16 protein-coding genes are annotated in these 19,288 nt (G+C 57.6%); 6 read left to right on the forward strand and 10 right to left on the reverse strand.

Annotated features, from left to right (window positions below):
- The first annotated feature begins 65 nt into the window (after positions 1–65).
- Positions 66–836, forward strand: a complete 771-nt coding sequence (locus tag AO353_RS13380) for an SDR family oxidoreductase (RefSeq protein WP_054595391.1) — start codon at positions 66–68, stop codon at positions 834–836.
- Between the two features lie 182 nt (positions 837–1,018).
- Positions 1,019–1,924 carry a cation diffusion facilitator family transporter gene (locus AO353_RS13385; protein WP_054595392.1) on the forward strand — a complete coding sequence of 302 codons (906 nt, stop codon included), beginning with the start codon at positions 1,019–1,021 and terminating at the stop codon, positions 1,922–1,924.
- Positions 1,925–2,090: 166 nt separating this feature from the next.
- Here the strand turns inward: AO353_RS13385 and AO353_RS13390 are convergent, their stop codons facing one another.
- The 7 genes from AO353_RS13390 to AO353_RS13420 form a co-directional block, all read right to left on the reverse strand.
- Positions 2,091–3,224: an AGE family epimerase/isomerase gene (locus tag AO353_RS13390; protein WP_054595393.1), complete on the reverse strand. Its 1,134-nt coding sequence runs from the start codon at positions 3,222–3,224 to the stop codon at positions 2,091–2,093.
- 192 nt (positions 3,225–3,416) lie between these two features.
- Complete coding sequence (locus AO353_RS13395) at positions 3,417–3,989, reverse strand: HupE/UreJ family protein (RefSeq protein ID WP_054595394.1); 573 nt, start codon at positions 3,987–3,989, stop codon at positions 3,417–3,419.
- A 38-nt stretch (positions 3,990–4,027) separates the two neighbouring features.
- On the reverse strand, positions 4,028–4,642 hold the full coding sequence (ureG, locus tag AO353_RS13400; protein WP_054595395.1) for an urease accessory protein UreG: 615 nt from the start codon (positions 4,640–4,642) through the stop codon (positions 4,028–4,030).
- Positions 4,643–4,665: 23 nt separating this feature from the next.
- Positions 4,666–5,340 (reverse strand): urease accessory protein UreF, encoded by a 675-nt coding sequence (locus tag AO353_RS13405; RefSeq protein ID WP_054595396.1) that lies wholly within the window; start codon positions 5,338–5,340, stop codon positions 4,666–4,668.
- Positions 5,337–5,837 carry an urease accessory protein UreE gene (gene ureE, locus AO353_RS13410; protein ID WP_054595397.1) on the reverse strand — a complete coding sequence of 167 codons (501 nt, stop codon included), beginning with the start codon at positions 5,835–5,837 and terminating at the stop codon, positions 5,337–5,339. Before ureE ends, AO353_RS13405 begins: the two co-directional genes overlap by 4 nt.
- Positions 5,838–6,110: 273 nt before the next feature.
- Positions 6,111–6,743, reverse strand: a complete 633-nt coding sequence (locus AO353_RS13415) for a TetR family transcriptional regulator (RefSeq protein WP_054595398.1) — start codon at positions 6,741–6,743, stop codon at positions 6,111–6,113.
- Between the two features lie 157 nt (positions 6,744–6,900).
- Positions 6,901–7,419, reverse strand: a complete 519-nt coding sequence (locus AO353_RS13420) for a hypothetical protein (protein ID WP_054595399.1) — start codon at positions 7,417–7,419, stop codon at positions 6,901–6,903.
- A 388-nt stretch (positions 7,420–7,807) separates the two neighbouring features.
- Here AO353_RS13420 and AO353_RS13425 point away from each other — a divergent pair, with 388 nt between their 5' ends.
- The gene (locus tag AO353_RS13425; RefSeq protein ID WP_054595400.1) at positions 7,808–9,877 is read left to right on the forward strand and encodes an AsmA family protein; all 2,070 of its coding nucleotides are present in this window, start codon (positions 7,808–7,810) and stop codon (positions 9,875–9,877) included.
- An 86-nt stretch (positions 9,878–9,963) separates the two neighbouring features.
- Here AO353_RS13425 and AO353_RS13430 read toward each other — a convergent pair whose 3' ends face one another.
- Positions 9,964–10,713 carry a hypothetical protein gene (locus AO353_RS13430; protein ID WP_054595401.1) on the reverse strand — a complete coding sequence of 250 codons (750 nt, stop codon included), beginning with the start codon at positions 10,711–10,713 and terminating at the stop codon, positions 9,964–9,966.
- Positions 10,714–10,760: 47 nt separating this feature from the next.
- Positions 10,761–11,516 (reverse strand): hypothetical protein, encoded by a 756-nt coding sequence (locus AO353_RS13435; RefSeq protein WP_054595402.1) that lies wholly within the window; start codon positions 11,514–11,516, stop codon positions 10,761–10,763.
- A gap of 394 nt (positions 11,517–11,910) precedes the next feature.
- On the opposite strand from AO353_RS13435, the gene AO353_RS13440 reads away from it, so the two are divergent.
- Positions 11,911–12,801: an esterase/lipase family protein gene (locus AO353_RS13440; protein ID WP_054595403.1), complete on the forward strand. Its 891-nt coding sequence runs from the start codon at positions 11,911–11,913 to the stop codon at positions 12,799–12,801.
- Between the two features lie 105 nt (positions 12,802–12,906).
- Here AO353_RS13440 and AO353_RS13445 read toward each other — a convergent pair whose 3' ends face one another.
- Positions 12,907–13,782: a DMT family transporter gene (locus AO353_RS13445; protein WP_054595404.1), complete on the reverse strand. Its 876-nt coding sequence runs from the start codon at positions 13,780–13,782 to the stop codon at positions 12,907–12,909.
- 96 nt (positions 13,783–13,878) lie between these two features.
- Here AO353_RS13445 and AO353_RS13450 point away from each other — a divergent pair, with 96 nt between their 5' ends.
- Positions 13,879–14,661, forward strand: a complete 783-nt coding sequence (locus AO353_RS13450; RefSeq protein WP_173859974.1) for an AraC family transcriptional regulator — start codon at positions 13,879–13,881, stop codon at positions 14,659–14,661.
- Positions 14,662–14,850: 189 nt separating this feature from the next.
- Positions 14,851–19,239 (forward strand): dermonecrotic toxin domain-containing protein, encoded by a 4,389-nt coding sequence (locus AO353_RS13455; RefSeq protein ID WP_054595405.1) that lies wholly within the window; start codon positions 14,851–14,853, stop codon positions 19,237–19,239.
- The last annotated feature ends 49 nt before the right edge of the window (positions 19,240–19,288 follow it).

Here is a 19,288-nt window from a genome sequence, read left to right on the forward strand (position 1 = left end):
CGGGCATGCTGCCGGTTGAGTTTCTATTCCAACGGCTGCGTATCAGCCCAAACCAGGAGAACACGATGTCCAACACCCTGTTTATTACCGGCGCGACGTCCGGTTTTGGTGAAGCCTGCGCCCGTCGTTTTGCCGAGGCCGGCTGGAAACTGGTACTGACAGGCCGTCGTGAAGAGCGTCTGAATGCCCTGTGCGCCGAATTGTCGAAGCAGACCGAAGTCCATGGCCTGGTGCTCGACGTGCGTGACCGCAAGGCCATGGAGGAAGCAATCGCCAACCTGCCGCCGTCGTTTGCCAAGCTGCGCGGGCTGATCAACAACGCAGGCCTGGCCCTGGGTGTAGACCCGGCGCCCAAGTGCGATCTGGACGACTGGGAAACCATGGTCGACACCAACATCAAGGGCCTGATGTACAGCACTCGCCTGCTGCTGCCACGCTTGATCGCCCACGGTCGCGGTGCCGGGATCATCAACCTGGGTTCCATCGCCGGCAACTACCCGTACCCGGGCAGCCACGTGTATGGCGCGACCAAGGCGTTCGTCAAACAGTTCTCGCTGAACCTGCGTTGCGACCTGCAAGGCACCGGCGTGCGCGTAAGCAACATCGAGCCGGGCCTGTGTGAAAGCGAGTTCTCGCTGGTGCGTTTTGGCGGTGACCAGGCGCGCTACGACGCCACTTACTCGGGCGCCGAGCCGATCCAGCCGCAGGACATCGCCGAGACGATTTTCTGGGTCCTCAATGCCCCGGCGCACATCAACATCAACCGTCTGGAATTGATGCCGGTGAGCCAGACCTGGGGCGGGTTTGCGATCGATCGCAGCGGTGGCAAGGCTTAAACCGAGTCACCTTCATCGCGAGCAAGCTCGCTCCCTCACTGGATCTGTTAACGCCAGTGATTAAGGTGGGAGCGAGCTTGCTCGCGATGGTGGCAAATCGGTCAAAACATGGCATTAAGGTACACTCCCTCTCGAAACCCCCACCGCAAACCGCGGTTTTCAGGGTTTCAGAAGGAGGAAATGTGAGTAACCGAGGTGAGCAGGTACTGCTCAAGCAATCGACCATCCTGATGTTCGCCGTGGCAATCGCCGCGATCGTCACGGGTTTTTTTTCTGGCTCCCAATCGATTTTGTTCGATGGGTTTTTTTCGCTGATCGCGACCTTCATCAAGGTCCTGATGCTGATCACCGCCAAGCTGATCGCCAAGGAAAGTAACCAGCGCTTTCAATTCGGCTTCTGGCACCTTGAGCCGATGGTGCTGCTGATCGAAGGCAGCTTCCTGCTGCTGATTGCGATCTACGCCTTTCTCAGCGGTATGTTCGGCATCATCAACGGTGGCCGCGAGATCGAACTGGGCCTGGTGATTCCTTTTGCGGGGGTGCTTAGCGTCGTCTGTTTCGGCTATTTCTTCTACGTCCGTTATCGCAATCGCACGTTGAAATCCTCGCTGATCCAGTTCGACAACATCAGTTGGCTGGTGGACGCGATGCTCTCGGTCGGCTTGCTGGTGAGCTTCCTCATCGCGTTGCTGCTCAAGACGCAGGGCTACGGCCAGTGGGCCGCTTACGTCGACCCGTCGATCCTGATCCTGCTGGCCCTGAGCATGCTCGCGCCGGCGTTCAAAATCCTCAGGCCGGCGTTACGCGATGTGCTGGGAATTGTTCCGGATCAACTGGATGACAAGGTTCGCCAGGTGATGGACGAGGCCAAGGCCGAGCATGGTTTTGCCGACTACATCTCGTATGTGCAGAAGCACGGACGGGCGCGGTTCATCGAGATTCACGTGGTATTGCCGGCGGATTACCGACTTGATGGCGTGGCCACGCTGGATGAACTGCGTGAGCGGATTTCGGCGAAGCTCGGCAAACCGGATGCGGCGCGTTGGCTGACCATCAGCTTTACCGGTGATCGCAAGTGGATTGCCTGACGGGAAGGTGACTTGTGGCGAGGGGGCTTGCCCCCGTTGGGTGGCGAAGCCGCCGCAATCTGGTCAATTGGATTTACCTGAAGAATCGCGTCGGCAAGTATTAGGGCCGCTACGCGGCCCAACGGGGCGGTGCGGCGTTCCGACAAGCCCCCTCGCCACAGAAGACTCAGCCGAAATATTCGATCAACCCGCGATAACAGGTCGCCAAATGGTATGGCGTGGTCGACGGCATGTCCTGGCGGCTGATCGCGCCATCTCTGTCCAGGCACTCGTACCAGCCACCGGTATGCAGGAAACGCTGTTGCAGGGCGTTCAATTGACGCTCAAGCAAGGCTTCGCTGTCTGGACGCAAGGTCAGGGCGCGCAGGTACTCGGCCTGGGCCCAGATGCGCTGGGTCTCATCCCGAGGTCGGCCGTCCAGTTCAAGGTCGAGCATTGCTCGTACTGCCCCCGTTTGCTGATTAACGCCCAATTGTTCGGTGAACGGGAATGCGCGGATCAGCGAGGCGTGCAGTTTTGATCCGCGCAGCAACGCCGATGACTCCAGCAGGAAGAACCATTCGAATTGATGCCCCGGCTCAAACCAGTTATCCACAGCCCCCAGCGGTTTCTCCATCATCACCCCGTGCTGCGGGTCGATGAAGTGCTTTTGCATCGCCCCGCACAGTGCATTGAGCGCGGCCTCGACCGGGGCATCGTCGCGTACTGACAGCGTGGCGAGGAACGCTTCGGCCAGATGCATCAGCGGGTTCTGCAACGGCCCGGACTTGAGCGATGACCAGTCGCGGTCGAGGCTGGCTTCGTACAGGCCGTCGTCTGTGGCGAAACGCTGAGCGACCACTTCCAGCGCGGCATTGAGCACCGATTCCACCAATGGCTCGCGAACCTTGGCCCAGTAATGGGCGCAGGCAAACAGAATGAAGGCGTGGGTGTAGAGGTCTTTACGCTGATCCAGCGGCGCGCCATGGGCGTCGATGCTGTAGAACCAGCCGCCGTGTTCGGCATCGTGGAAATGCCGTTGCAGGGAGCGAAACAACGCAGCGGCGCGCTCTTCGGCAGCCGGCACGTCACCAATCAGGCTGGCGAACAGGTACAGCTGTCGCGCGCAGGCCATGGCCCGGTAGCGTTGTGGCGGCAATGGCTGGCGTTCGGCGTCCAGCGCTTCATACGGCAGCGCCATGTCTGAGTTCCAGCCGGGCCCTTGCCAGAGCGGCACGATCACGTCCTGGAAGTGCTGCTGCACAGTGGCGAACAGGGCGGTCAATTCAGGCTGGGAGGCGGAGCGGGGAGCATCGGGCATTGGCTGGCGTCGTCACGGCAGGAGTGTTTGCGCGACATGGTAGCAGGAGTTGTGCACGATGCTGTTTTTGTGGCGAGGGGGCTTGCCCCCGTTGGAGCGCGAAGCGGTCCTAAAATCGCATTCGCGTTATTTTTACGGCTGCTTCGCCCGAGCACGGACCGGCCGACGGGGGCAAGCCCCCTCGCCACAGAGTCAGCCGGCGAGCAACCAGACTCCGGTTGCCGCTGAAGCAGCGCCGGCCAACCGAACCAGCGGCGCAGCGGCCTGAGGCAATACGCGCACCAACGCATAACCGGCGGCATGCAGGGTTGCGGTCGCGGCGACGAAGCCAGCGGCATACGCCCAAGGGCTGGACATCTCCGGCAGCTCCAGGCCATGCGCCACGCCGTGGAACAAGGCAAACAGTGCCGTCGCGCCAATCGCCAGGCTCAACGGTGGACGCACCGCCAATGCCACCGCCAGGCCCAGTGCGAGCACCGAGGCGGCAATCCCGCTCTCCAGCGCCGGCAGGTTCAAGCCTTCAAACCCGAGCAGGCCGCCGATCAGCATGACGCCGACGAAGGTACACGGCAGTGCCCAACGTGCTGCGCCCTTTTGTTGCGCGGCCCACAATCCCACGGCGAGCATCGCCAGCAAATGGTCGAGACCGCCAATCGGATGGCTGATGCCGGCCAGCAAACCGTTGTCGCCATGACCAGGGTGGGCGAAGGCCAGTGCGGGCGTGAGCAGCAGGGCTGCGGCGGCGAAGATGCGTTTGAGTGTCATGAGTAAGCTTCCTTGTTGATAACGCCTGTGGATAAGTTTCAGGCTGCGGTCAGCAGCCCCTGGCGCTCGATGAAGGCGATGATTTCTTCAAGGCCCTGGCCGGTTTTCTGATTGCTGAAGACAAACGGCTTGCCACCGCGCATGCGTTGGGTGTCGCTGTCCATCATTGACAGCGATGCGCCTACCAGCGGCGCCAGGTCGATCTTGTTGATCACCAGCAGGTCGGATTTGCAGATCCCCGGTCCGCCCTTGCGCGGCAACTTGTCGCCGGCCGAGACATCGATCACGTAGATCGTCAGGTCCGAGAGTTCCGGGCTGAAGGTTGCCGACAGGTTGTCACCACCGGACTCCACCAGAATCAGATCGAGACCGGGAAAGCGTCGATTCAGTTGATCCACCGCTTCGAGGTTGATCGACGCATCTTCGCGGATCGCCGTATGCGGGCAGCCGCCGGTTTCCACGCCGATGATCCGTTCGGGGGCCAGGGCCTCGTTGCGCACCAGAAAGTCGGCGTCTTCGCGGGTGTAGATGTCGTTGGTGACCACCGCCAGGTTGTAGCGATCACGCAACGCCAGGCACAGCGCCAAAGTCAGCGCGGTTTTGCCGGAACCGACCGGGCCGCCGATACCGACGCGCAGAGGTTGTGTGTTCATGTGATTCTCCAAAATAACAGGCGCTAGGAACGGAACAGACGGCTGTACTGGCGCTCATGGGCCATGCACGCCAGGGACAGGCCGAAAGCCGCGCTGCCATAGTGTTGGGGGTCAAGGGTTGAGGCGTTCTGCTGAGCCTGTTGCAGCAGCGGCAGCAGTTCGCTGGTGAGCCGTTGCGCGGCTTGCTGGCCCAGCGGCAGGGTTTTCATCAACACCGCCAATTGATTCTCCAGCCAGCTCCAGAGCCAGGCGGCGAGTGCGTCTTGCGGGCTGATCTGCCAGGCGCGGGCGGCCAGCGCCCAGCCGAGGGCCAGATGCGGTTCGCTGCGTTGTGTGAGAAAGCTGCGGGCGACGTCATCCAGTTCCGGTAAGCCGTTGAGCAGTTGCTGCAGCGAATAGCCCATTTGCCGGCTTTCCTGATGCAGCTCACGGGTTTCCCGGCTGGCGCGGTGTTCCTCACAGCGTTGCAGCAACTGTGGCCAGTCTCCATTGGCGGCGGCAGTGCAATGGGCGAGCAGCAGCGGAGCTTCGAAGCGCGCCAGGTTCAACAGCAACTGATCGCTGATCCAGCGTTTGGCCGATTCCGGGTCGCTAACGCGGCCGTTATCCACAGCCATTTCCAGGCCTTGTGAATAGCTGTAGCCGCCAATCGGCAATTGCGGGCTGGCCAGACGCAGCAGCGCCCAGGCCGGGTTCATATGCGTACGCCGAACTGATGCAGTTTCGGTGGATAGTTGAAGTCCTCGTCGCCGTGCCGCGAATGGTGATGGCCACCGCCATAGGCGCCGTGCTCCGGCTGGAACGGTGCTTCGATGTTTGCGGTCTGCGCACCCAGCTGTTCGAGCATGGCTTTGAGCACGTAATCGTCAAGCAGGCGCAGCCAGCCATCACCGACTTGCAGGGCAACGTGGCGGTTGCCCAGGTGATAGGCGGCGCGGGTCAGTTCGAAGGCGTTGGCGCAGGTGACATGCAGTAGTTGCTCGGGACGGGCACAGACACGGACGATGCGGCCGTCTTCGGCCTCCAGGCATTCGCCGTCGTACAGCGGCGGCTGCCCGCGCTCCAAAAACAACCCGACGTCTTCACCTTCGGCACTGAAACAGCGCAGGCGACTTTTACTGCGCGCCTCGAAGTTCAGGTGCAACTCGGCGGCCCAGACGGGTTGAGGGTCGATTCTGCGATGAATCACCAGCATTGGAAGGCTTCCAGCAAAGGACAATGCTCAGGCTAGAGCAAGGGGCTTGCCAATCGGACGAGACGTAGGAAAACCCTGTCAGAGCGTAGAAGGTGTTTCTGGATGTTGCGTGATTTTGAATAAGTGCGGGTGGGTTTGGTGCGCGGGGGTTTTGTATGCACCAATTTGTAGCGCAAAAAGATGTTGATCGTTCCCATGCTCTGCGCGGGAATGCCTCACTGGACGCTCTGCGTCCGCTTCGGCAGTGACGCAGAGCGTGGGAACGAGCATTGGCTACTCGGTACTGCCCAACCCTTGCCAGTGTTTGAGACCGATAAAGATAAAGCGCAGTTGTTGAGTGATCTTTGCCTGTGGCGTCAGGTGCGCGGGCAAGGCTTCGGCTGGCGGGTCGATGATGTCGGGGAGGGTGGCGAACACGCTTTTGACAATCAGGTCGGCCATGACCGACAACCCGGCAAAATTGAGGTGTTGCAGTTTGGGCATCAAGGACAGGTCGGCGGCCAGGTCCGAGCTGATGTTTTCGCGCAGTTTGCCGATGGCCAGGCGCACTGGCAGCGAGCCGCCATATTGTTCGCGCGCCAGAAACAGGAACTGCGAACGGTTGGCCGCGACTACATCAAGGAAAATTCGCACCGAGGCATCGATGATCCCGCCCATGACGAATTCATTGTGGCGCACCAGGCGGATGGTTTCGCGGAAGGTCTGGCCGACTTCGCTGACCAGTTCCAGCCCTAGCTGATCCATGTCGGTAAAGTGCCGGTAGAAACCGGTCGGGACAATACCAGCGGTTTTCGCCACTTCACGCAGGCTTAGGCTGCCGAATCCTCGGCCGCATTCCATCAGGTGGCGGGCAGCGTCCATCAAGGCGTTGCGGGTCTGTTGTTTCTGTTCGGCGCGGGGCAGCATCAGGCGGCTGACTTCTAATCAAGGACAGCGGCGCACTCTAGCAAATCAGCTTTGCTGGCGTCGAACTTGAGTAAAGGAAGGTGAGGCGGGGAGTACAAGCTACATAAAGTCAAAGCCCGATCCAGGAGATCGGGCTTTTTTCCGGGCCAGCATGGCCTTAGCTCAGGCTAGCGTTGCGTTCGATCACACGGTCACCACCACCTTCAGCCAGGGTTTGGCCTTGTGGGGTATGGTCGGAACCGTCGGAAGCCAGGGTCTGACCTTGTGGAGTGCGATCGGAGCCGTCAGAAGCCAGGGTCTGACCTTGTGGGGTGCGATCGGAGCCGTCAGAAGCCAGGGTCTGACCTTGTGGGGTGCGATCGGAGCCGTCAGAAGCCAGGGTCTGACCTTGTGGGGTGCGATCGGAACCATCGGAAGCCAGGGTTTGACCTTGTGGAGTGCGATCGGAACCGTCAGAAGCCAGGGTCTGACCTTGTGGTGTCTTGTCGTAGCCGTCCTGAGTGATCAGGCCTTTTTCTTTCAGGCGTTCGTTACCATTGGCACCATCGGCAACCGTTTGGCTGTAAACCGAGTGGCTGGATTTGACTTGCGGAGTTGCCTGATCGGCAGCTGGCAGGGCAAAAGCGGTGCTGGCTAACATCGAAAGGGTCAGGCTAAGCAGTACTTGGCGTTTCATGATCGGTTGCTCCTTGGGAGGGCTATAAAGTGGGTACGAAGTTAATGCTACTCTCGATAAGTCGATATAAAAGTTCATAAAGACAATGGTAATAATCAACGGAATTGATTGTTCGGCGGAAAGCCTCTAGAACGGACGTTTCCGCGGAGCGCTTTTGCACCGAGGTGGGTATTTTCGACTCACTTGCGGGTCGAAAAAGTGCGGGGGCGGGTAACGCGAGCTGTCTGATCGGTCAGGAAAGTTGGTTTTTTCATGTCTGAATGGAAGGAGCGTTAAACCTGCGGGTCATTTGCCAGTCGTAGCTCCTATAATCGGCCGATTTTTGGCCTAACGTTTCTATGCAGGCGTCGCAGTCAGGGCGCTGAGTCGCAATCAGGAGTTCTGTGCAATGACGCGCACTCGTAAAATTCTCGCCTGGGTTGTCGGCAGCCTCGTGCTGCTGATGGCCGTGCTGGTGCTGATCATCGCGTTCTTCGACTGGAACCGGATCAAACCGCCGCTCAACAGCAAAGTCTCCGAAGAACTGCACCGCCCCTTTGCCATCAACGGCAACCTGACGGTGGCCTGGAAACGTGAAGTCGATGAAGGCGGTTGGCGCGCCTGGGTGCCGTGGCCGCATGTGATGGCCGAGGACTTGAGCCTGGGTAACCCGGACTGGTCGAAAAAGCCGCAAATGGTCAGCCTCAAGCGCGTCGAGTTGCGGATTTCGCCTTTGGCGCTATTGGCGCAGCGGGTGGTGATCCCGCGTATCGACCTCACTGAGCCCAATGCCGACTTGCAACGTCTGGCCGATGGTCGTGCCAACTGGACCTTCAAGTTCGATCCGAAAGACCCGAACGCCGAACCGTCTCGCTGGGTGGTAGACATCGGTGCGATTGGCTTCGACAAGGGCCACGTCACCCTCGACGACCAGACCTTGAACACTCAGCTCGACCTGCTGATCGACCTGCTGGGCAAGCCGATCCCGTTCAGCGACATCGTCGGTGATAAAGCCGCGAAGAAAGCTCTGGAGAAGGGCTCGGCGCTGCAAGACTATGTGTTCGCGCTGAAGGTCAAAGGCCAGTACCACGGTCAGAAACTGGCGGGCGAAGGCAAGGTCGGCGGGCTGCTGGCATTACAGGACGCGGCCAAGCCGTTCCCGTTGCACGCGCAGGTGAAGATTGCCGATACCAGCGTCGAATTGGCCGGCACCCTGACCGACCCGCTGAATCTCGGCGCGCTGGACCTGCGCCTGAAGCTGGCCGGCACCAGCCTCGGCAATCTTTATCCCTTGACCGGCGTACCCCTGCCGGCTTCGCCGCCTTACACTACCGACGGTCACTTGATTGCCAACCTGCGCCAGTCGGATGGTGCAAAGTTCCACTACGAGGCATTCAACGGCACCATCGGCAGCAGCGATATTCACGGCGACCTGACGTATGTCGCCAGCCAGCCACGACCCAAGCTCAGCGGTGCGGTGGTCTCCAATCAATTGTTGCTCGCCGACCTCGCGCCGTTGATCGGCGCCGACTCCAACGCCAAGCAAAAGGCTCGCGGCGGCGAAAGCAAGCAGCCGGCGGACAAGGTGTTGCCGGTCGAGGAGTTCCATACCGAGCGCTGGCGCGATATGGACGCGGATGTCGAATTCACCGGTAAACGCATCGTTCAAAGCGAGAAGCTGCCGTTTACCGATCTCTATACGCACCTGGTGCTCAACGATGGCCAGATCAGCCTGGAGCCTCTGCGCTTTGGCGTAGCGGGCGGCAAGCTCGATGCGCAGATCCGTCTGAACGGCCTTGCCACGCCGTTGGAAGGGCGGGCGAAACTGACCGCGCGCGGCTTTAAACTCAAGCAGCTGTTCCCGAGCTTCGAAACGATGAAAACCAGCTTTGGGGAACTCAACGGTGACGCCGATCTCGCTGGTCACGGCAACTCGGTGGCCGCGTTGCTGGGCAGCGCCAATGGTGATCTGAAGCTGTTGATGAATGACGGTGCGATCAGTCGTCAATTGATGGAACTGGCCGGGCTGAACGTCGGCAATTATGTGGTCGGGAAAATCTTTGGCGACCAGGACGTGAAGATCAACTGCGCGGCGGCAGACTTCGACGTCAAGACCGGTCTGGCGACCTCCCGGCTGTTTGTGTTCGACACCGAGAACGCGATTGTCTACATCGACGGCACGGCGAACATGGCCACTGAGCAGCTCGACCTGACCATCACGCCGGAGTCCAAGGGCGTGCGGCTGATCTCGTTGCGTTCGCCGCTGTATGTGCGCGGTAAGTTCATCAAGCCGGATACCGGTGTGAAGGGTGTGCCGCTGATGTTGCGGGGCGCGGGGATGGTGGCGCTGGGCGTGATTGCCGGTCCGGCGGCAGGGTTGCTGGCATTGGTAGCGCCGAGTGGCGGTGAGCCGAATCAGTGCGCACCATTGTTGGAGCAGATGAAGGCAGGTAAGGCACCGAAGACCGTCAAGGGTTGAAGAAGGCCCCGACAGCGGCTTTGAGCGTCAATGGCGTTCGAAACGCCATTAATGCCCCGCATGCCTTTGGCGCTTCAGTCTTTCATTTAGTGTATTAATGCAGTTGGATTTACGTGAAAAAGGTGGGTGTCTACCTTGCTACCCAGCTTTCCAGTTACTTGGCTTCTGATGGCGTCGTACTTGTCTTCCAGCAGATGGGTAGACCATAAGAAGGTCTCGGGGTCGCCAAGAATAGTCTTTTGGGAGATCACTTGATCGAGAATTGTGATGTCAACGGAGCGGGAAGTTTTGAACGATATTTGTAGTGAAAGGGTTGTTTTGTTTTCGAATACAATTGTCAGAAGCGTGCTGATGCTGAAAGTGGAGTTTTCACTGGCTAAAAAGTTGCCGGGGTTAACGTCGGGAATGTATTTTCTTTGAATTTTATTCACTATCGCCTCAATGATCGGGGAATCATCAGGCAGCTGTTTTATGATGGTAAATGCGTTGCTAAGTTGTTGTAATTGCCCTTCCATTAATGCGCTGGATAAACCTGTCTTTGCAAGGGTCAAAAGGCTCGAAGGTTCTTTCTTGATCGTTCGGCTTTCGAAGCTGTTGACTGTCCAGAACAAGGTGTTCAGGGTTTTTCGGTAAGCATTGAGCTCAGTATCGGGAGTGCTGTTGGCAATCAGTTGCGCCAGTAGGCTGGAATGCAAAATATCTTTTTTATAGCCTTCGGAGTGTGAGCCGTAAAAAAGTGTAATGTTTCCGTCAACGACGTAAATGTCGGGTGTCATAGACTTCATAAAAGCTCCGGGAAAATGAAATGAAAGCGGGTTGACGGGAACGGAGGCCATGAGTGCTCATTGGCCTCGGTTTTCATCAATTCACTTGAATGTAATTATTAGAAACCCGGAATGCTCTCCAGGAAGTCTTCGGCAGCCTGGCCAAGCTTCTTAAGAACGGAAGCACGTATTTGGTCATAGATACCCACGTTGAGATAAACGGCCGATGCTGCCGATTTTACAGCGGTGGATTGAGTGGTCGACTTCCACCAGAGAATGCCCCGAGTGCTTTCCCTGACATCCACGGATGTGCAGTTAAGAATCATCATTGGCGAACCTTCGCGGGTTTGCCAGACTGGCGACATGTCAAACTTGGCTTCATAGCCAATTTTGGCATTGCGATTGTAAATATTGATCAATCCTTCATTATTTTTCACGCCTTCCACGGCTTTGCCAGCGAGCGCCAGCAATTGGGGGGCATTTGCACCCACCAGGCCCTGAAGTATCTCAAAGGCTACAGCATCCATGGTGAGGCCGGTTTTACGGATGTTTATATCCTTGGTTTGGGACGCCTGGGTGACCCAGCCAAGTTTGGCAAGGCTCTCGGTGTAATACTTGTACCACTCGTGCAGTTGCTTGATTGGGTCATACAGTTGTGTTGCGGCGTTTTGAACTAGTAACTTGCAGTTGTCAACGTCTTTACGGTTTTGCTCCGAGACGCCGGGTATGTAAATGTTCATCATTTCCGGGCCGACTGTAGCGCTTTCTTTGTTTGGATCGATCGGTGGGCTGAACGTAGCGATTCGAGGTGTAAAGCTCGAAGCTGGTAAAACAGGAAGCGTATCAAGAAATTCGAGGCGTTGTTCAATATGCATAAATAGAGTCCTTGTTGTTTGATTGCAGACCTCTTGTCTGTGATTTGAAATATAAACAACTGAGGCGTTATGTCGAGTGTGCGTTTGTAACTCGATGATTGTTGCGGGGTGTTTCTGTGGTTGTTAGTATAAGAAGGCGTTGTTTTTTTTCGGGGGTATTAAGAATGTGTGCGATTATTTGGCTGCGCTAAGACCGCTGCTGTTACACGTCTCTGAATATAATCGTCATGTCGCCGGTGTGTCCGCTACTTAAGTGTGAGTGATTGGTGTGAAGTAGCGAGCTGGGAATGTCATAGACTGGTCGTGAAGGTGTCATCCTCGGGGGGCGATGCTCGTGAGCGACATCTTGCATCCCGCCTTGGGCCTTCTTACTCGATCACAAGGATGTCTGCCCATGTCGCAAGAGACCTCCACGCGTTATCCCTTGGTGCTGGTCCCGGGAATGCTCGGCTTTATTCGGCTGCTGTTCTATCCCTACTGGTACGGGATCATTTCGGCGCTGCGCCGGGGTGGGGCGACAGTGATCGCGGTTCAGGTTTCGCCGGTCAACTCCAACGAAGTGCGCGGTGAAGAGTTGTTAGTGCAAATCGATGAAATATTGCGCGAAACCGGTGCAAGCAAAGTCAATCTGATTGGCCACAGCCAAGGTTCGCTGACCGCCCGTTACGCTGCCGCCAAGCGCCCGGACCGGATAGCCTCGGTGACGTCGGTAGCGGGGCCCAACCATGGCTCGGAGCTGGCGGACTACCTGCACAAACACTGTCCGCCCAACAGTGCGAAAGGCCGTGTGCTGAGTGCGTTGTTGCAACTGGTCGCGTGGTTGATGGGCCTGCTGGAAACCGGTCATCCCAGGCACAAATGGCCGGTGGATGTTCATGCCTCGCACGACTCGCTGACCAGCGAAGGGGTCGCGCTGTTCAATCAGCGTTATCCACAGGGGTTGCCCGAGACCTGGGGCGGGCATGGGCCAGAGTTGGTCAACGGCGTGCGCTATTACTCGTGGTCCGGGACCTTGCAACCGGGCAAGACCGACCGTGGCGGTAACCTGTTCGACGGTACCAACCGCAGCTGTCGCTTGTTCGCCACCACCTTCGTCCGCGAAGCGGGGCATTGCGACGGTATGGTCGGGCGTTACAGCTCGCATTTGGGCACGGTGATTGGCGATGAATACCCGCTGGATCACTTCGACATCGTCAACCAGTCGCTGGGGCTGGTGGGCAAAGGCGCCGATCCGCTGCGGTTATTCGTCGAGCATGCGCAGCGACTGAAGGCGGCAGGGGTCTAGCCGCTTTTGTGGCGAGGGAGCTTGCTCCCGCTCGACCGCGAAGCGGTCGCCTGTTTTGGGGCTGCTGCGCAGCCCAACGGGAGCAAGCTCCCTCGCCACAGGGGATCAGGTGCGGCCCAACACCGTGGTCCAACGCTCCGAAAGAATCACTCCGCCCAACGTCAGCACTCCACCCACTAGGTGATACAGCGCCAGTTGCTCATGCAGCACCACCGCCGCAATCAATGCGGTAATCAGTGGCAGCAGGTTGAAGAACAGCGTGGTTCGGCTTGGCCCCAGACGCACCACCGCTTGCATCCACGCCAGTGGCGCGAGCATCGAGGCCAGCAGGCAGGCATAAAGCACCAGTGGAATGTTCTGCAAGGTCAGGCCAACTTTTGGCGAGGCCAGGAACAGCGGAAACAGCACCACCACCGCCACCAGCACCTGCAAATACAACAGCACCAGCGGCGGCAAACGCAGCTGCCATTTTTTCAGCAAGGTGCTGTAGACCGCATAGGCCAGGGTCGCGATCAGCATCATCGCATCGCCCAGGTTGACCCCGTGTTCCAGTAGCGCACCCAGGCTGCCGGACGAAACCACCACCAGCACGCCGGCAAACGACAGCACCGCACCGGCCAGCGCGCCGGCGGTCAGCCGTTGGCCGAGGCTGATAATCGCCATGGCCAGTGACATCAACGGCATCAGCGACAGGATGATGCCCATGTTGGTGGCCGAGGTCAGCGTTGCGGCGAAGTAGGCCAGGCTTTGATAGACCGCCATGCCAAGCACGCCGAGGACGAAGACCTTGCCCAGGTTCGGGCGAATGACCGTCCAATGACGTATCACCGGTTTGAGCATGAATGGCGTGAACAGCACTCCGGCGAGCAACCAGCGATAGAAACCGATCTCGGCGGGGAAGATCGCGCCGACCGCCAGTTTGTTGATCACGGTGTTGCCGGCCCAGATGAAAATGGCCAGCAGGGGATAAGCGTATTGCATGGGAAAAACCAGAACGTTGATGACGGGGTGATTATCGCCTGTCTGGATGCGCGCCTATACTTCAATCCAGACAACCTGCCCCTGATGACAGACAGCATGAACAGTAAACACATCGATCTGCTGGATTTCAGCGAACTGCCGGCCCCCGTGTACTTCCGCTATGCCGACTTTGATGCCCACCGCTTTGCCTCGGCTCACCGTCATCAGTGGGGCACGCTGGAGTATTCGGCCCACGGCGTATTGCACATGGAAATCGGCGGCAGCCGCTTCATGTCGCCGCCGCAATACGCGGTGTGGGTGCCGCCGCAGACCGAGCACAGTTTCTACAGCAACCAGCCGATCAATTACCGCGCGGTTTGCCTCGCGCCGCCACTGTGTCGCGATCTGCCGCAACAGGCCTGCACGCTGGCGATCAGTGACATTCTCAAGGCAATCCTCAAGGACTTCGCTGCCCGCGACGTCAAGATCCCCGAGCGCCCGGCAGACAAGCGCCTGGCCGAGGTGTTGGTCGATCAGCTTCAACAAGCGCCGGTGCATAACTGTTATTTGCCTTACGCCAGCAGCGCCGGATTGCTCAGTGTGCTCGAAACCTTGCAGGCATCACCGGGCGACAATCGGCCACTGGCGCAGTGGGCCGAGCAGATCCACGTCAGCGAACGAACCCTGGCCCGGCAGTTTGTTCGGGAACTGGGCATGAGCTTCGGTGAGTGGCGCCAACGCCTGCGTTTCCTCGCTTCGATCGAAGCACTGGACAGCCAGCGCAGCATTCAGGAGATCGCCTTCGATATGGGCTACAGCACGTCGTCGGCGTTTATCGCGATGTTTCAGCGCCAGGCCGGTTGTACGCCCGAGCACTACCGTCGATACAAGGTTTTTTGAACGGTTTGATGACACGTTGAATCGGCTGTTGGTTATATCGATTCATGAAACTTCAGCAAGAAATATCTTACGGTCTAATCAGACTTGCACTCCATTAATGGGCCGCCGAGCGTTGTACGCTTTTAGCGATGCGGCGCCACTATTTATTAAGGGGCTGTTCATTCAAATAATTAATTCAGGTAGTGTCAGATGGTTTCGTCGTCAACAAACAGTACGTCGCCTGCTCACGTTACTCAGGCAAGTATTCACCATGAATTTATAGAACGTGCGCTTCCTGCCTGGCTGACCCTGGCGACGCCGCAAAGGCTTCGGAGGTTAAAAGTGGGCGGTGCAGGCATTCCTGGGTGGATCAGAAACGCTTCCCAAGCCGAACACCTCAGCATGCTCAACGCCCTGGAGGCAAGCTGGTCGTCGCAGAATGATGTCGACAAAATGCTGATGGATTTGCAAGACGTCCGTTCATTTGCCGAGCCAGTGCTGCGTCAGGCGTTAAAGGAAAAATACGGGGTTGAAGATGACGTCAGGGAAACGTTTCTGAAGTTGTACTCCGAGGTAAAGTTGTCTCCGTGGGGCCATAACTTTGATGGCGGTGCGAGCAGTCGTACAGTTTCCTTGCTGGATGCGGCGCTGCACAACTTTTCAAGTGCCGAGGTGTTTTTGTCGGGGTCGGAGTTTATCTCCCGACCCGATGCGCAGGGACACTTTGATATAAAGAAAATTCGAAGCGCTATGTCCATTGAGCAATTCACGGCGCTGTGTCGCGAGTTGGATATTGGCGCCAGGTACAAACACTATTTGGAAAGTTACTTGCGCCCCACCGATGGTCTGGCCCGCGGGGTGTTGCAGCACAGAGTCATAAAAAGCCAGCAAGCCGCGCTGAAAATCGCCCTGCAAATGGCGCTCTTGAGAAAAGACATCGGGGCGCTGGCGTATGTCGTTGTGCAGGGCATGATCAAGGGACTTAAAGGCCTGACCCTGGACGGTATTCCCGTTCGTTACTATCACCTGACGATGCTCGACACGCTCCTGAAAGGCATTGTGCTCATCGCCGCTGATCTCGATGCGCCTTATGGTGCAAACAGGCGAATCATTGCCTATGTGCCGCACGATCCCGAGCATCCGTTGAAAGAGTACCCGTCGCTCGTCGAATTCAGCCGCGAGCTGACTCGCCAGTTACGTGATACCGGCCAGGCGTCGCCCCCTGCACAGCCCTCGTCCGGGCTCAGTTATCAGCAGTTCTTCAGTCGCTTTGTCGACCATCAGCAGCGTGGGCATTTTTTTGCCGCGCTCAATGCTCAACTGGTGCGGGTCACCCAGCACGATAAAGAATGGGGAGTGGACCTGCCCGTATGGCGAGAAACGCCTGAAGAAAACCCACGCCTGCGCTATGGCGTCATGCGGTTCGAGAACGACACCGAGACCCGTTTCAATGGTGACCTGTGGGTTTATCTCTATCAGCAGCAGCAAAACAAAATTCTCAACGACGCCCGGGCGTTGGTCATTTCCACTACCGATGCTGATCGTACGGAGCGTTGGGCGTGGGTTGAAAATCTGCAAAAAATGCTCTCGGACATCTTCAATGTCGCGTTATTGGTGGTGACCCCCTTCGTGCCTTTTCTGGGTGAATTGATGCTGGCCTATACGGCTTATCAGTTGGTCAGTGAAGTGGTTGAAGGTGTACTCGATCTGTCTGAAGGATTGTATCTGGAGGCCGCTGAACAGCTGATCGGCTTCACCGAAAGCGTGGTTCAACTGGCAGCGTTTGCTGGCGGCATCAAGATTGGCGACCTGGCGTTCTCCAGGCTGTCACCGTTTATCGAAGGGGCAAAACCGGTCACCCTGGCCACTGGCAAACAACGTCTGTGGGGGCAGAATCTTGAGCCTTACCAGCAAAAGGCACTGGTTCTGGCTGCCGATTCAAAGCCCGACGAATTGTGGCTGCATCAGCACGACGGCAAGCCGATCCTGCGCCTCGATACGTCTCACTTCGAACTCAAAAACGACCCGCAAACCGGCAAGCACCGGGTGCAGCATCCAACCCGGCCAGATGCCTATCAACCTGTGGTCGAGAGTAACGGGGCGGGGGCATTCGTGATCGAAGGCGAGCAGCCTCAGTCGTGGGATGAGCAAACGCTGATGGCGCGGATGGGGCCGCCGCTTGATGGTTTGACCGATTCGTTCGACGACATCCGCACGGTCAGCCGCACCCATGTCGACGCGATGCGCCGGATGTACATCGACAATGAGCCGCCATTGCCCTTATTGAGCGATACCGTTACGCGATTCAGGATTGATCGGGATATTCAGGCGTTCATCGATCAGATCAGCAGTGAACAACCACAGCACTACCTGAAGGCCGATGTACGCACACAGTTGCAACTGCTGGATGGCGTGTGGCCCGGAGAAAGGCCACTGCAACTTGTCGCGCGCGATGGAAGCGTCACTTGGCAGACAGGCTCCAACGATTCTGTTCCTGTGCGGATAAACGAGGACCGCTTGAACGATGGCGACCTGATTGCAACCTTGCTTTCGCACCTTGATGAAGGTGAAACAAAAACACTGATGGAAGACGTTTTCGGCGCGTCGGTCACGACTACGGGGGCTCATGCAAAAATCCTTCGGGCGGAAATCGCACGGCGTGCCAGCGCCAAGCGAAACTTCATGTTCAATGCTCGTTACAAAGAGCACGAGTTGCGCTGGAGTACTCAGGTACAAGCGGTTCAGTCCGAAATGCCGGGTCTGCCTGGCGCTGTTGCGCAAGAGTTGCTGGCGGTCGCCACACCCGAGGAACTGCAAATAGTCGCCCAAGGGCGCTTGCCATCGCGACTCAAGGGGCTGGCGCTCTATGCGCGTGAGGAAGTGAGAGTTGCTCGTGCTTATGAGGGGCTTTACCTGGCGTCGGTCGAAAGCTTCGATACCGAAACGCTGGTACTGCATTCGCTTGAGAACCTGCCGGGCTGGCCCTCGGATGTGTCCATTCAAGTCAGGCTGTTCGAGTACGAAGGCGGGGTGCTGGACAGTATCGGTACAGAGCACGCCACGCTTAAACGCACGATAGTCTCGCGCGTAGATGGCAGCTTCCAGGCTTACGATGATCAAGGTCATGCCTTGCACGCAGAGACTGATCTCTACTCCTCGATCTTGCAGGCACTCCCGGATGCCGAACTGACCGGTTTGAATATTCGCAGGAGTGACGTTCAGACACTGAAGCAGGCCGTACGTGACCACGCAGTAAGGCCTGACAGGTTGTCCACGATACTTGCGCAGTTCCCGGTCCCGATACCACCGGCTTTTAATCCCGCTTTGCTTCGTCTGCGTGGAGGTGCATCCAATGTGGAGGGTGTGGAGTCGGATTCGCTGAATACCCTGGAGGTTTTTAAAGACCTTGTCGGGCGGGCCTATTCTTCTGAGCCTTTGCCGTCGGTAAAAAAAGACTATTTGAATGGGTTGAAATTAATACATGAGAACCTGTCGGGACAGGACCTGAATTATCTCCAGTGGGCGTTTCACGATGCAGTCGACAGCCCTTTGGTGACTGCAACAATGCGCCAGAGTGTCGAACTGTTGCCCGAGCTGAAAAAAATGCTGTCCCCTGAGCAATTCACCGAACTACTGAACAACATGTTCATGGACGGTGAACCAACGCCCTTGTCGGATTCGCAGCGGGAGCTGGGAATGACTGCTCGTTACCTGAAGAGAACAAAACGTACGGATCAATATGAATCGCTGGCCCTCGCAGCGAAAGCAGGCAACGCTCCGTCGGGCACACTGGCTGATTTGCATAGCTACGTGGAGATGCTGGGCGAGCATATGAGCGCAACCGAGAAGGTCATTGAAGTCTCGTCGCAGACCATGGCCGATTTGAACATGGCACAGCGTGCGATCACCCGCGCCAAGGAGCTTCTCCCGTTGTCCGGCAACCAACTACCGAGCATCTGGGAAAAAGGCGGATCGGCTATCGCCGCACTGAAAAATCTCCGAAAGATCGACTTGGTTACCGGTTTGCCTACGGCCGAGCTCACCATTGCCGAAGCTGCACAGGCCGCTATCAACATCAAGGGTGGGAACTGTTCGGAGAATTCGAAAGTGACGTTCTCGATCCTCGCGAACCAGCCCCGGACATCTGAAATACATATTGTCAAAGCCACCAACTTTGACCATCAATATGTTGTCATTGGTGACTTGAGCCACCCGGAGCAATTGGTTGCTGCCGATTCCTGGCCAGAGTTTCCCTGTGCCCATCTGACCAGCGAGGGCTACTTCACGTTCGATCCTGAACCGGTGCTGAGCCTGAAGCCTGGCCCTGCCGTCGCCGAGTATGCGTTTATCGACGATGCACCTTCTGGCACTGCCGTTATTCCGCCCCGAGGCTCGGATGATTCGACGCTCAGGGCGATAAAAATTCCCAAGCTGCATCAGAAAGGCGGTTATGCCCAATGGACTTCATTGAAAGAGCTAGGCGCTACCTATGTATCGCCTGATGAGCGAGCGGTTTCTTTCGAGCGACATAACGCCTCGGTTATCGAGAATCGCCTCGAGACGTTTGAGGGCTACTACAAAGCGATCTCGTCCCGTTAACGGCCATTCTTGAAGCGTTGTTCGAGCCGGGAGCGAGTCACTGATAACT

It is taken from the genome of Pseudomonas fluorescens (assembly GCF_001307155.1).
In the GTDB taxonomy this organism is placed as follows: domain Bacteria; phylum Pseudomonadota; class Gammaproteobacteria; order Pseudomonadales; family Pseudomonadaceae; genus Aquipseudomonas; species Aquipseudomonas helvetica.

Coding starts and splice junctions, on each gene's coding strand:
- ureG (WP_054595395.1), bottom strand. CDS start 4,642: ATGAACACACAACCTCTGCGCGTCGGTATCGGCGGCCCGGTCGGTTCC.
- AO353_RS13450 (WP_173859974.1), top strand. CDS start 13,879: ATGAACAGTAAACACATCGATCTGCTGGATTTCAGCGAACTGCCGGCC.
- AO353_RS13420 (WP_054595399.1), bottom strand. CDS start 7,419: ATGAAACGCCAAGTACTGCTTAGCCTGACCCTTTCGATGTTAGCCAGC.
- ureE (WP_054595397.1), bottom strand. CDS start 5,837: ATGCTGGTGATTCATCGCAGAATCGACCCTCAACCCGTCTGGGCCGCC.
- AO353_RS13395 (WP_054595394.1), bottom strand. CDS start 3,989: ATGACACTCAAACGCATCTTCGCCGCCGCAGCCCTGCTGCTCACGCCC.
- AO353_RS13455 (WP_054595405.1), top strand. CDS start 14,851: ATGGTTTCGTCGTCAACAAACAGTACGTCGCCTGCTCACGTTACTCAG.
- AO353_RS13380 (WP_054595391.1), top strand. CDS start 66: ATGTCCAACACCCTGTTTATTACCGGCGCGACGTCCGGTTTTGGTGAA.
- AO353_RS13435 (WP_054595402.1), bottom strand. CDS start 11,516: ATGCATATTGAACAACGCCTCGAATTTCTTGATACGCTTCCTGTTTTA.
- AO353_RS13445 (WP_054595404.1), bottom strand. CDS start 13,782: ATGCAATACGCTTATCCCCTGCTGGCCATTTTCATCTGGGCCGGCAAC.
- AO353_RS13430 (WP_054595401.1), bottom strand. CDS start 10,713: ATGGCCTCCGTTCCCGTCAACCCGCTTTCATTTCATTTTCCCGGAGCT.
- AO353_RS13425 (WP_054595400.1), top strand. CDS start 7,808: ATGACGCGCACTCGTAAAATTCTCGCCTGGGTTGTCGGCAGCCTCGTG.
- AO353_RS13390 (WP_054595393.1), bottom strand. CDS start 3,224: ATGCCCGATGCTCCCCGCTCCGCCTCCCAGCCTGAATTGACCGCCCTG.
- AO353_RS13415 (WP_054595398.1), bottom strand. CDS start 6,743: ATGCTGCCCCGCGCCGAACAGAAACAACAGACCCGCAACGCCTTGATG.
- AO353_RS13405 (WP_054595396.1), bottom strand. CDS start 5,340: ATGAACCCGGCCTGGGCGCTGCTGCGTCTGGCCAGCCCGCAATTGCCG.
- AO353_RS13440 (WP_054595403.1), top strand. CDS start 11,911: ATGTCGCAAGAGACCTCCACGCGTTATCCCTTGGTGCTGGTCCCGGGA.